Here is a 12,566-nt window from a genome sequence, read left to right as displayed (position 1 = left end):
GACGTGGTGATGACCAGCAACCCGACCCCGAACCCAGCGACGGTCATCGGCCGACAGATCACCAGCGTCCTCGTCGCCAACCGCGGTGAGATCGCGCGCCGCATCGTCGCCACCTGCCGCCGTCGCGGGATCGCCACCGTCGCGGTCTACTCCGACGCCGACGCCGACAGCCTGCACGTCGCCGACGCGGACGCGGCGGTCCACCTCCCGGGTATGACGGCGGCCGAGACCTACCTGCGCGGTGATCTCGTCATCGAGGCGGCAAGGCGCGCCGACGCCGACGCCATCCACCCCGGCTACGGCTTCCTCTCGGAGAACGCCGACTTCGCGGCAGCCGTCCTGCAGGGCGGGCTCACGTGGATCGGCCCGGACCCCAAGGCCATCGAGCTCATGGGATCCAAGGTTGAGTCAAAGGTCCTCATGGCCGAGGCAGGCGTCCCTGTGCTCGAGCGCCTTGACCCGGCTGAGATCACCGAGGATGACCTGCCGATCCTCGTCAAGGCCTCGTCCGGCGGTGGCGGCCGTGGCATGCGCATCGTCCGCACCGTCGCCGGGGTTGCCGACGCCGTCGAGAGCGCCGCGCGCGAAGCGGCGAGCGCCTTCGGCGACCCGACGGTCTTCTGCGAGCGCTACCTCGACGCGGGGCACCACGTCGAGGTCCAGATCATGGCGGATGCACACGGCACGGTGTGGGCCCTCGGGGAACGCGAGTGCTCGCTCCAGCGTCGTCACCAGAAGGTCATCGAGGAGGCTCCATCCCCGCTCGTCGACCGGATTGGTGGCGACCTGCGCGAGCGCCTGCTCACGGCGGCCCGGAACGCCGCGGCGGCCGTCGACTATCGCGGGGCAGGGACGGTCGAGTTCCTCGCTGACGCACGCGGCCACTTCTGGTTCCTCGAGATGAACACCCGGCTGCAGGTCGAGCACCCGGTCACCGAGTGCGTCACGGGACTCGACCTCGTCGGGCTCCAGCTCGACGTCGCCGCCGGGCTCCCGCTGAAGGGCGCCGAGCCGACGATGACCGGCCACTCGATCGAGGCCCGGCTCTACGCGGAGGACCCGGCCCGCGACTGGCAGCCGCAGAGCGGCACCGTGCACGCCCTGCGCGTTCCGGGCGTCACCGCCGAGTTCGCCATCCCCGAACTGCACGGGATCCGCGTCGACTCCGGCGTGCAAGACGGGAGCGTCGTCGGCGTCAACTACGACCCCATGCTCGCCAAGGTCATCTCCCGTGCGCCGACTCGCGAGGAGGCGGCCCGAGAGCTCGCCGCTGCCCTGCGACGCGCCCGCATCCACGGCCTCACGACCAACCGGGACCTGCTCGTCGCGAGCCTGCTCCACCCCGAGTTCCTCTCCGGGAGCGCCGACACCCGGTTCTACACCGAGCACGACCCAGCCCTGCTGACGAGGAGCAGCGGGCTCGACCCGACCCTCGGCTCGATCGTCGCCGCGCTCGCCGACGCCGCGTCGGAGCGTGCGGAGGCCCAGGCGCTCCGGTCCATCCCGAGCGGATTCCGCATCGTGTCCGGAGAGTTCCAGCGACGTACCTACTCAACCGGTGACAACGAGCTGGTGGTGGGCTACCGCTTCGGCCGCGAGGGTCTCGAGCTCGAGTGGCTCCCGGATGGCCACAGCAGCATCAGTCTCCTCTCGGCGGAGCCGGACCGCGTCGTCCTGGAGCTCGACGGGATCAGGCGTCAGTTCGCCGTCAGTCGCTTCCCGTCCGGCGGTGCGACCTCTGTCGTCGTCGATGGCTCGGGCGGCAGCGTCACACTCGCGCGGGTGGCCAGGTTCACGGACCCATCGGCCCAAGCGCACGCGGGCGTGCTCGCGGCCCCGATGCCCGGGACCGTGGTCCGGGTCGCCGTCGAGGTGGGCAGCCGGGTCGAGGCCGGCCAGCCACTCCTGTGGCTCGAGGCCATGAAGATGGAGCACGCCGTGACCGCGTCAGCGGCCGGGGTCGTGACCGATCTCCACGTCGTCAAGGGTGAGCAGGTCGACCAGGGCACGACGCTTGCCGTCGTCGAGGACACGATGGACCGCCTGCGGGACCCGGACGAGGACGAGACGATGGAGGAGACCACGCCATGACCGATGCACCGACAGCCCGACGAGTCGCCGTGGAGACTGCGGACGGCGTGACCCGCATCGCCCTCGACTCCCCCCACAACCGCAACGCCCTGTCGGACCAGCTCGTCCGCGAGCTGCGCGACGCGCTGGCAGCCGCCGAGTCGGACCCGTCCGTTCGCGCCGTCGTGCTCACCCACACCGGTGGCACGTTCTGCGCCGGAGCCGACCTCACCGAGGCGTCGAGCCGCCCGGTCGGCGACCCAGCTCGCGAGCGCGCCGTTCAGCTGATCGACCTGCTCCATGCAATCATGGCGCTCGGCAAGCCCGTCATTGGGAGCATTGACGGCCACGTGCGGGCGGGAGGCATGGGACTCGTCGCGGCGTGCGACATCGTCGTCGCCGGCCCGCGGTCGACCTTTGCGCTGACCGAGTCCCGGCTGGGCCTCGCCGCATCCGTCATCTCTCTCACGGTGCTGCCCCGGCTCGCCAACCGCGCCGCCACGGAGCTCTTCCTCACCGGTGACATCTTGGCCGCCGGGCGCGCCGCGGAGATCGGGCTCGTCTCCCGCGCCGTCGACGCCTCGGACGATGTCGACGCGGCCGTCGCCGAGTTCGTCACCTCGTTCGCAGCATGTTCACCGCAGGGCCTGCGCGAGTCGAAGTCGCTCGTCAACCACCACACCCTCGCCGGCTTCGCCGCCGACCGCGACCGCCTTGCCGACCAGTCATCGCGGCTCTTCGCGAGCGAGGAGGCCAGGGAGGGAATGACCGCGTTCCGCGAGCGCCGACGGCCGCGGTGGGCCACGTGACGGGCCACGGTGCGCGGCTCTGGCACGATCGGACCCGATGAGCACCGCCACTGAGCCCAAGCAGGACCGCAGCCGCCTCACGCGCCAGCGGATCCTCGAGGCGACCGTCGAGTCTCTCGCGATCCGCGGCTGGGAGGCGTCATCGGTCTCGGTGATCGCCGCCGAGGCGGGGGCCAGCCGCGGCGCGCTGCAGCACCACTTCCCCACCCGCGAGGACCTCATCATCGCGGCGCTGGACTACATGTTCGAGCAGCGCACCAGGCTGGCCACCACGATGACCGTGCCCGACCTCAGCGGCACCGAGCGGGTCGCGCACGTCCTGAATGCCGTCGTCGATCTCTACGTCGGCATGCTGTTCAAGGCAGCACTGCAGGTGTGGAACGCAGCAGCGGCCGACCCGGCCTTGCGGGACCGCATCCTTCCGTTGGAGCGCAAGTTCGGCAGCGGTGTCCACGAGATGACGGTCCGGTTGCTCCACGTGGACGATGCCGATCCACGGGTGCGCGCCCTCATCCAGGGGACGCTGGACATGGCCCGCGGCCTCGCGCTGGCCGACGTCCTCACCGACGACTCGCGGCGTCGCCGTCGCGTCGTCGACACGTGGGCGGAGCAGCTCGCCGCCGGCCTCGGGCTGGCCGGGAAGTAGGCCTTCTTCGATTGAGTGACGAGGTGAGGTCCGCTGCAGCCGCAGATACCTACGACGTGGTCGTCGTGGGGGGTGGGGTGGCCGGCGTGTCGGTGGCCTACGAGCTGGCACTCGACCACACCGTGCTGCTCGTCGAGATGGAGCCGACGCTCGGCTACCACGCAACCGGTCGGTCGGCCGCGATGTATCTCGAGACCTACGGCGGGCCGCAGGTCCGCGCGCTGACGATCGGCAGCCGTGCCTTCCTGGAGGACCCGCCCGCCGGCTTCGACAGGACGCTCATGACGCCCCGTCCGCTGCTGCAGATCGCGCGGTCCGGGCGCGGCGAGATCATCGACGCCCTCCACGAGCAGGTTCGGGCCCTCGTGTCCGACGCGAGCACCGTCGACGCAGCCGTGGCGGCCCAGTTGTGCCCGATCCTCCGCCCGGAGGCCGTGGCCAAGGGGCTCTTCGAGCCGCATGCGATGGAGCTCGACGTGCATGCCCTCCACCAGGGCTTCGTCAAGGGACTGCGCGCCCGTGGCGGCACCGTGGTTCGGCGGCGGCCGGTCGAGCACCTGAGACAGTCGGATGAGGGGTGGCAGGTGCACGCTGCCGACGGGGTCGTCGCCCGGGGCCGCGTCGTGGTCAACGCGGCTGGGGCCTGGGCTGACCAGGTGGCCAAGGCCGCCGGGTGCGCTCCGGTGGGGCTCAGCCCACGACGGCGCACCATCTTCACGGTCCCCGGGGATGGTGCGCCGCAGGATCCACTCATGCCCCTGCTGTACGACGCGGAGGAGACCTTCTACGTCAAGCCCGAGGGCGAGCAGTTCCTCTGCTCTCCGGCTGATCGGACAGGCTGCGAACCGGCCGACGTCAAGCCGGACACCATGGAGATCGCCCGTGCACTCGACGAGATTCGTGAGGTCACCACGCTGGCGGCCAGGTCCGTCCGGACCTCATGGGCCGGCCTGCGCACGTTCGCACCGGACGAGGAGTTCGTCGTCGGTTTCGACCCGGAGGCGGACGGCTTCTTCTGGCTCGCGGGTCAGGGCGGCTACGGGATCCAGACGGCGCCCGCCACCGCTCGGCTGGCAGCGAGCCTCGTCCGTGGTTCGCAGGCCCCCGGCGACCTCACCCGCCTCGGGCTGGACGCTCCCCTGCTGTCACCGGGGCGCTTTCGGCGGCCCCCATGGCAGCACGCCCGCTGAGCGGTATCGAGACGCGAGTCAGGTCGTCTCGACGATCGTCACCGGCAGCGTGTCCAGGCTCCGCATCATGTTGCTGAGGTTGCGCGTCGACGGGCCGACCTCGAAGCGTTTGACCCGCGTGACGAGAGCGTTCAGCACCGCGTGGATCTCGAGGCGAGCCAGTCCCTGGCCGGCGCAGCCGTGCACTCCATAGCCGAAGGACAGGTGGTCGAGCGGGTTGCGACGCACGAGGAAGCTGTCGGGGTCCTCGTAGTGGCGGGGGTCGCGGTTGCCGGAGCCGAAGAGAACGGCAATCTGCTCGCCCGCCGGGATGACCGTGCCGTCCACGTCGACGTCCTCCTTGACGAGGCGCCCGAAGGCGTGCACCGGGCCCTCGAACCGCAACACCTCGTTGAGGGCCGACGGGATGAGGGAGGGGTCCTCGGACAGGAGCTCGTACTGGTCGGGGTGGGCACCGAGGTGTGCCAGGGCGTTGCCGAGCGTCGCGATCGTCGAGTCCACACCGGCAGCGACGTACTGGTGGATGATGTGGCCGCAGCTGTCCATCGGGATGTCGCCGCGCTCGGCCGCAGCGAAGATCGCTCGGCCCATGCTGCCCTCGCTCAGGTCCTTCGCCTGGACCGTCGTGGCCCACTGGAACAGCTCGCCGGCGATCGGGAAGTTGTCGATGGTGCGCTGGTTCATCGGGCCGAGCACGTTGAAGGCTGCCTCGCCCCACCGCAGGATGTTGGCCCGCACCTCGCCCTGGACACCGATCAGGTCGGCAACGATGAGGATCGGGAACGCCCGGGCCAGGTCGCCGATCCCGTCGAAGCTGCCCCGCTCGACGAGGCCGGCCACCATCCGGTCGGCCTTCTCGTCGATCTCGGACTTGAGCGAGCGCAGCGCGCGGGGCGACAGGTTCTCGGTCAGGGCCGCGCGCAGCCGGCCGTGGTCCGGCGGGTCGGTGGTGAGGCTGGTGCCCTCGAGCGCGCGGTTCATGTCGTCGTTGAACGCGACCTTGTTGGAGGAGAAGGTCGCCGGGTCGCCAAGGGCGTCACGGATCGCGTCGTAGCGGGTCAGCGCCCAGGCCCGGTTGGTCTCGAGGTAGACCACCGCGGCAGTCTCGCGGAGCTCGGCGAACGCCGGGTAGGGGTCGATCAGCACCTCGTCGGAGAAGAGGTCGATGGCTGAGGTCGCGGGAGCGGTCGATGCGGTGGCGGGGGTAGTGGTCATGTCAGTACCTCTGTCGTGGGTGGGCGCAGGGTTTGGTGGTCGAGGGCGAAGGGTCGTGGCAGTCACACGGCAATGCGGTCCGGAGCCGGCGTCCCGTGGGCCAGGCGGCGCAGACGTGGGACCGGGATCCGGTAGTTGAGCGCCACCGCGGCGCCCGGTCCCGCGGGGGCGTCCCCGGCCCAGCGGAGGAGGGCCGAGCCGGCGCTGAGGTCACGGTCGACCACCTCCGGTGATCCGACTGGTGGCAGCTGGCCGCTCGCCTTGAGGTTGAGGCCCCACTGCTCGGTCCAGAAGTACGGACGGAAGTCGAGCTCGGGCGCTGCGTCGCCGAGCAGCAGGGTGGGCGCGGCAACCTTGGCCTGGTCGATGGCCGCCGTCCACAAGGGCACCCGCATGGTGCCCCGCACGGTGGGGAACGTGGCCACATCGCCGGCGGCGACCACGTCGGGACGGGCCCGGCCGCGCATAAGAACCCTGCCGCGCGAGTCCACCACGAGCCTGCCGTCGGTCAGCAGCCCGCTCGGCGCGAGGAGCTCGAGGTTCGGCAGGTCCCCGGCTGCCGTCACCACCACCTCGCCCTCGAGGATTGAGCCGTCCTCGAGCACGACGCTGGGGTGCGGGCCGTTCCACCGGATCGCGGCACACGAGGTCGTCACGACGTGCAGGCCACGCTCGATTGCAGCCGTCACGAGCAGCTCCGAGAGGTCGGGGCCGAGGTGGCGCAGCATGGGCGGCTCGTCCGAGACGAGGGTGACGGTGCAGCCGGCGTCCACCGCACCCGAGGCGATCTCCATCCCCAGGGGCCCACCTCCGACGACGACGACCGACGGCCGGCCCTCGAGCCGGCGGCGCAGCAGCCTGACATCGTCCAGGCCGCGGAGTGTCAGCTCTGGCGGCGCGTCCAGGCCCGCGGCGTGGCCGGTCGGGACCAACCTGCGAGCCCGCGAGCCGGTGGCGATGACGAGTCCGTCCCAGGCCAGCTCCTCGCCGTCGTCGAGTCGCACGAGGGAGCGGTCGAGGTCGACGTCAGCTGCGCGCCTGCCGAGCAGCTCCGTCGCGCCGTGGCTGGACGCCGGGAGCCTGAGGGCAGTCAGGTCGTCGTCGATCAGGGCAGCCTTGGAGAGCGCGGGTCGGCTGTACGGCTCATGGGGCTCGTCGCCGACGATGGTCAGCTCACCGTCGAAACCGGTGTCTCGTAGGGACTCTGCGGCAGTGAGGGCGGCGATGCCGTAACCGAGCACGACGATCCGCTCTGGGCGTGCCATGGTCACTCGAGTCGCAGCGCGGCGACCGGGCAGACCCGGACGGCCGCCCTGGCAAGGTCGAGGTCACGGTCGTCGACCTGCTCGACGTCGAGGACGAGATCGCCGTCGTCGTCCAGGTGCATCAGCCTCGGTGCGGCCTCCTCGCAGAGGCCGTGGCCCTCGCAGCGCGGCTGGTCGAGGATCAACTGCATGGCGTTCTCCACTACATCGTGTCGGCTCACTTGACGGTGTATCAAGTGTGTGCGGAGAAGCCGGCTGTCGTCCAATGCATGTCTAGCATGATTAACATGTCTGAGATTCATGAGGTCTCGAAGGAGACGCTGCCTCCGCGTGCCGGAGCGGAAGACGCCGAGCTGGCCCGGCTCGCGGCGATCGACCTCAACCTGCTCGTGCCGCTGCTGGCACTCCTCGAGGAGCGGTCGGTGACCCGGGCCGCGTCGCGCGTCGGTATGACCCAACCGGCGATGAGCCACGCGCTGCGGCGGATGCGGCGGCTCCACGGGGACGAGCTGCTCGTCAGACAGGGTGCGACCATGGCCCTGACTCCCCGCGCCATGGAGCTCGTCGCGCCGCTGCGGCGAACGCTGCGGCAGGCGGTCCAGGTCGTGCGCCCGACGCCGTTCGACCCGGCCACCGACCGGCGCGCGGTCACGCTGGCGATGACGAGTAGCACCGCGTCCGTCCTCGGCGGCGAGGTGGCGCGGTTGCTGGCCGAACGCGCACCCCAGGCCGTGCTGCGACTGCGCACGATGCCAGTGCTCTCGGTGTCGGACTCGGTCTTCACCCAGGAGGGGCTCGACGCGATCCTCCTCTCGGACGTCTTCACCGCCCCCTTCCCCCGCGAGCGCCTGTACGACGACCGGTGGGTCGTCGTGACCCGGCCGGACGTTCCCGACGAGCCGGTGGCCGAGCTGCTCGAAACCCTCCCGCACGTCGTCCTCGAGTACGCCACCTTCCGCACCCGCCCCTACGAGGTCCTCGAGGAGCGAGGGGTGCGCTACACCGTTCGCGCCCGGGTCTCGGACACGCTGCTCATTCCCCACGTCATCGCGGCCGCCGGTGGCGTGGGGTTCCAACGGAAGTCGGTCGTGGCGGCGCTGCGGCACCTCGGGCTGCGCACGCATGAGTTCCCGTTCCCGATCGGCGGGCTGGGGATGGACGTGGTCTGGAACCCCTGGCTGGCGGACGACGAGCTGCGCACCTGGCTGGGCGCACTGCTGCGAGAGGCCGCCCCCAAACACTGAGCCCCCTTCAGCGACAGACGAACTCAGCTCAGCCAGAAGCAGTGCACGTCATCACGCTCCAGCTGGCTGCGGCATGGGCGGGTGCCTCGCAAGGCAGCGGTGTGGATAGCGTGGGGCCGTTGTGTCCCCGCTCGGAAGGGTGCCGATGAGTGACCATCCCCGCACTGCCGCGTCCACGCCAACTCACCTCCGCATCGAGTCGGGCGACGTCGTGCTCGCCGCAGATGCCTTCGGTGACCCGGCCGACCCCGCCGTCGTGCTCTTCCACGGTGGTGGGCAGACCCGGCACTCCTGGGGATCCACCGCGGCCGACCTCGGAGCCGCCGGCTGGCACGCCATCACCGTCGATGTTCGCGGGCACGGCGACAGCACGTGGTCGCCGACCGGCGACTACACCCTCGACAGCTACTCGAGCGACGTGCGGGCGGTCATCGACCACCTCGGCCGGCCCGCGGTGCTCATCGGGGCCTCACTCGGCGGCAACGCGGCGCTGGAGGCGATCGGTCGTTGGCCGGAACTGGCCCTGGGCCTCGTTCTCGTTGATGTCTCCCCGTTTCTCCAGCCGGAGGGCGCGCATCGGATCAGGGAGTTCATGATGACCCGGGCCGAGGAAGGGTTTGCGTCGTTGGAGGAGGTCGCGGACGCGATCTCGCTGTACCTGCCGCACCGCCCGCGTCCCAACAGCCTCGAGGGCCTGCGCCGCAACGTCCGCGAGCGGGACGGGCGCCTCTATTGGCACTGGGACCCGGCCATGTTCCGCTCCGACCGCGACGAGGCGGTCCAACGTGACCGGCTCGTCGACCCGGCTCGGCTCGGCGCCGCGGCCGAGTCGCTGCGGGTGCCGACACTGCTCGTGCGGGGCGGGGCCTCGGACGTGCTCAGCCCGCAGGACGCGGCGCGCTTCCTCAAGCTCGTCCCGCACTCCGAGTTCGCCGAGGTGTCCGGAGCTCACCACATGGTCGCGGGCGACGACAACGTCGCCTTTGAGTCCGTCCTCGGGGACTTCCTCGACCGACGAGTCCGCATGCGTCTGGACTTCATCGCCGCCTACTCCTGAGCCGATCCCAGCGGCGAGAATGACTCGGCCACAGGCCAACCGAGCCGTATGCCGCTGAGCAGGCTCAGCGGCATACGGCTGAGTTGGTCTCCTCCCGCACTCACCTGGCAGGGAAGGGCGGGGTCAGAACCCCACCGCCGCGGTGGGCGCGGCGTCGGTGCGCAGCGCGCGCCAGAGCTCGGCAGCGGCGCCGCGCCGGCGTTCCTCCACGAGCCCGGCACGCTGCATCGCGACGAGGTTGCCGCCACCGAGGTACGCGGCCCCCAGCGCCCCGACCGGCAGGTGCAGGTCGGCCTCGGCGGAGGTCCGTTCGACGGCTGCCTCGCCCTCCCCGCTGACAGCGATGCGCCACGTGGCCTGGTTCCACGGCGCGGTGGTGTCCTCGACCTCGACCACGACGTCGCACGGCGCACGCCAGGTCCGGTCCTGCAAGGACTCGGGAAGGTCGACGAGGCGGAGCCACAGGCTGTCGTAGGTCTCGACGTCGGACGTCGCTCGCGGCCCCCCGGCCCAGTGCAGCAACGGGGCATCGACGCCGACGGTGCGCACCTTGACGGTTCCCATCAGGTCGAAGTCGACCAGTCGTCGGATCAGGGCCAGCTGGGCGGCCGCCTCACCGATCACTGCCCACACCTCGAGGTCGCCGGCCGGGCGGGCCTTCTCCCACTTGTGGCTGCGGCGGAACATGGCGAACCCGACGTCGTTCCCGTCGCGCCGGGCGAACAGGATCCGCCACGGCTCGCGGTCTCGGAGATGCTCTGGCTGCTGCTGGCAGATCCGCGAGTAATAGCCCGCGTCGCCCACCACCGACCCGAGGTCGGCATGGGCCAGGTGGCACTCGCGCATGCGCTTGGAGACATCCGGATCCGAGGTCGTCGCCAGCTGCGTCGTGATTGCTGCAGCCGCCTCGTCGAGATGGGGTGCCGTCATCGTCGTGCCGCGGCCCAGGCTGACGGACAGCTCCGTCGACGCCAGCCCGTAGCCGTAGCGGCCGTAGATGGCCGGCTCGCTGGCATGGAGCGCGGAGACGTGGGTGCCCGGCACCTCGTGAACCCGCTCGAGATGGTCCTTGATCATGGCGGTGAGCACGCCCTTGCGCCGCTGGTCGGGATGCACACCGACCCACGTCAGGCCGGCGCAGGAAACTGGCCGGGTACTCGTCTGTGGCCCGGGGATCGCCAGTGTCAGTGGAAAGACACCGTAGATCCCGGCATAGCTGCCGGGCTCGGCGCCATCCACCTCCGCCGCGAACCGTTGGTTCTCGGCCAGGCCGAGCAGCTGCTCCTCCGCGGGGCGGTCCGGTATCTCGTCGAACCAGACGATGTGGTCCGTGCTCACGTAGCGGTCGGCGTCCGTCGCGGTGTCGACGCGGATCCGGTTCTCAGTCATGGGCCCAGCCAATCCCCCGTCGGCCCCGTGGTTCAAGCCGGTTTCCCGGTCCAGCGGCGCAGCTGCTTGCGGCGGAACGAGCGCCAGCGGTCCTCGAAGTCCGCCTCGACACCGTCGGCCCGGGCCTGCTCCAACGCGTGCAGACGCCCATAGGTGAAGGCGTTGTCCCCAGCCAGATGCGCCTGCATGGCCAGCTCGCGCAGCCGCTGTCGCGCGACAACCGTGTCCTGGTGCACCCCGAGTGCCGTCTGGATCTTCTTGGTCGCCTTGGTCAGGGACCGGGCCCGTTTGCCCAACGCAGGTGTGGCCATCTCGGCGGCGTAGCGCAGGCGCTTTGCCTTCTTGCGCGCCTCATGGAAGGCGTGGTCGCGTGCCGTCGAATCCTCGGCCGAGTCGATCGCACGGACCTCCCGGCGCAGCCGCTTGGCGTCGCGCGCCAGGAGTCGAGGCATGACCTTCCTGGCGGGCGCGTCTGCCTCTTCGGTGAACGGGGGTGATGCGACCAGCTCGTCGAGGGCGTCGAGCAGGCGCAGGTATCGGGCACTGTCGAGCGACTCCAGGGCGCGCTCGCGACCGGTCTGGAAGTCGGCACTCAGCTGGTCCTCGACCCGGGCGGCCACCGCGCCGACCACCAGGTCAGCGGGCTGCTGGTCCAGCTCATCGTTCAGGTGCTCCCGCAACACTTGGGCATCCCGAGCCGGGGCGAACACCTCCCCGAGCCAGCGCAGCTCGTCACGCACGGGGTCGGTGACCTCGCGGTTGAGCAGGGGACGGCACGTCGTGAGCGCCGATCTCAGCCGACGTGCGGCGATCCGCAGCTGGTGGACGCCCTCGGCCTCACCGGTCCGCACGGCCGCGTCCTGGGCCTGCAGCCGAGCGATGTGCTCGGCCAGGCGCGCCACGAGCAGCTGCCCGGCAGTGCCCTTCCGCAGCTCCTTGTCCGACGGCTGTGCGTGCGTCTCGGGCGACACGTCGCCGAGGGTTCGGCTCAGCTTCGACGCGGCCGTGGCCGGGGAGGCACCCGCGGCCAGCAAGTGTTCCTCCACGACATCGAGCAGGTCCCCGGCCGCGCCGTCGAGCTCCAGCTCCCACTCGCGCCACGTCTGCACCGCGCCGGAACGGCTCGAGCCCTCGAGGCCCTGCGGGACGGCCAGCACGGTCGCGTGCACCTCGTCGTCACAGACCGTCGCCATGATGGTGCCGTCGCCGTCCTGCAGCGCGTACTCGCGCCGGAGGGTGTTCACCTCGGCAACCGGGACGAGCGGACGGTCGCGGATGATGCCGCGCACGCGGGCCTGCAGGGCGGCGGGCACGCCGTCCTCGGCATCCCCGAGCGGCTCGTGCACCTCCGTGCGGGAGTCGCCGGACCGAGGCAGCTTGAGGTGCCATCCGGCGTCGCCGCCCCCGATGCGCCGTCTCAGGGTCAGGCCCTTGCGCGCGAGGTCGAGCTCCGGCGTATCGAAGTAGACCGCCTCGAGCTGGAGCTCCTCCGGCTGACGGACCGAGCCCACTCCCTCGACGAGAGCCAGGTTCGGGAACACGACGTCCGAACCGACGTCGTACTTGCGCTCGATCTCCTCGTGATCCTCAGCCATACCCCCACCTTGCCCTACCTCTTCCGGCCACGGAACCGGCGGAACCCGGTGAGCCGGACGCGGCCCATGCGAGCGGGTGGACCTCG

11 protein-coding genes are annotated in these 12,566 nt (G+C 70.9%); 6 read left to right on the top strand and 5 right to left on the bottom strand.

Going from position 1 to position 12,566, the window contains the following annotated elements:
• The first annotated feature begins 9 nt into the window (after positions 1–9).
• From ABF401_RS14570 to ABF401_RS14555, 4 genes are read left to right on the top strand one after another with little or no spacing between them, the layout of a single operon-like run.
• Positions 10–2,091 (top strand): acetyl/propionyl/methylcrotonyl-CoA carboxylase subunit alpha, encoded by a 2,082-nt coding sequence (locus tag ABF401_RS14570; RefSeq protein WP_353510293.1) that lies wholly within the window; start codon positions 10–12, stop codon positions 2,089–2,091.
• Positions 2,088–2,879, top strand: a complete 792-nt coding sequence (locus tag ABF401_RS14565) for an enoyl-CoA hydratase family protein (RefSeq protein WP_353510292.1) — start codon at positions 2,088–2,090, stop codon at positions 2,877–2,879. The genes ABF401_RS14570 and ABF401_RS14565 overlap by 4 nt, the downstream gene beginning before the upstream one ends.
• A 37-nt stretch (positions 2,880–2,916) precedes the next feature.
• Complete coding sequence (locus tag ABF401_RS14560) at positions 2,917–3,525, top strand: TetR/AcrR family transcriptional regulator (protein ID WP_353510291.1); 609 nt, start codon at positions 2,917–2,919, stop codon at positions 3,523–3,525.
• A gap of 23 nt (positions 3,526–3,548) precedes the next feature.
• Complete coding sequence (locus tag ABF401_RS14555; protein WP_353510290.1) at positions 3,549–4,715, top strand: NAD(P)/FAD-dependent oxidoreductase; 1,167 nt, start codon at positions 3,549–3,551, stop codon at positions 4,713–4,715.
• 18 nt (positions 4,716–4,733) lie between these two features.
• Here ABF401_RS14555 and ABF401_RS14550 read toward each other — a convergent pair whose 3' ends face one another.
• From ABF401_RS14550 to ABF401_RS14540, 3 genes are all read right to left on the bottom strand, one after another.
• A complete protein-coding gene (locus ABF401_RS14550) occupies positions 4,734–5,930 on the bottom strand; it encodes a cytochrome P450 (RefSeq protein ID WP_353510289.1) in 1,197 nt (398 codons plus the stop codon).
• 62 nt (positions 5,931–5,992) lie between these two features.
• Positions 5,993–7,195 (bottom strand): NAD(P)/FAD-dependent oxidoreductase, encoded by a 1,203-nt coding sequence (locus tag ABF401_RS14545; RefSeq protein ID WP_353510288.1) that lies wholly within the window; start codon positions 7,193–7,195, stop codon positions 5,993–5,995.
• Positions 7,196–7,197: 2 nt separating this feature from the next.
• Entirely contained in the window at positions 7,198–7,386 is a 189-nt protein-coding gene (locus ABF401_RS14540; protein ID WP_353510287.1) for a ferredoxin, read from the bottom strand.
• Positions 7,387–7,482: 96 nt separating this feature from the next.
• Here ABF401_RS14540 and ABF401_RS14535 point away from each other — a divergent pair, with 96 nt between their 5' ends.
• Together ABF401_RS14535 and ABF401_RS14530 are read left to right on the top strand one after the other, a co-directional pair.
• Positions 7,483–8,439, top strand: coding sequence for a LysR family transcriptional regulator (locus ABF401_RS14535; protein WP_353510286.1), 957 nt, complete (start codon positions 7,483–7,485; stop codon positions 8,437–8,439).
• Between the two features lie 145 nt (positions 8,440–8,584).
• Positions 8,585–9,496, top strand: a complete 912-nt coding sequence (locus ABF401_RS14530) for an alpha/beta fold hydrolase (RefSeq protein ID WP_353510285.1) — start codon at positions 8,585–8,587, stop codon at positions 9,494–9,496.
• 123 nt (positions 9,497–9,619) lie between these two features.
• Here the strand turns inward: ABF401_RS14530 and ABF401_RS14525 are convergent, their stop codons facing one another.
• Both ABF401_RS14525 and ABF401_RS14520 read right to left on the bottom strand, forming a co-directional pair.
• Positions 9,620–10,885 carry a GNAT family N-acetyltransferase gene (locus ABF401_RS14525; protein ID WP_353510284.1) on the bottom strand — a complete coding sequence of 422 codons (1,266 nt, stop codon included), beginning with the start codon at positions 10,883–10,885 and terminating at the stop codon, positions 9,620–9,622.
• A 32-nt stretch (positions 10,886–10,917) separates the two neighbouring features.
• Complete coding sequence (locus tag ABF401_RS14520; RefSeq protein WP_353510283.1) at positions 10,918–12,480, bottom strand: CYTH and CHAD domain-containing protein; 1,563 nt, start codon at positions 12,478–12,480, stop codon at positions 10,918–10,920.
• Positions 12,481–12,566 lie beyond the last annotated feature (86 nt).

It is taken from the genome of Intrasporangium sp., assembly GCF_040414665.1.
Lineage (GTDB): Bacteria > Actinomycetota > Actinomycetes > Actinomycetales > Dermatophilaceae > Intrasporangium.
The sequence above is the reverse complement of the archived record's forward strand: the minus strand, read 5'-3'. Positions and strand labels throughout refer to the sequence as shown.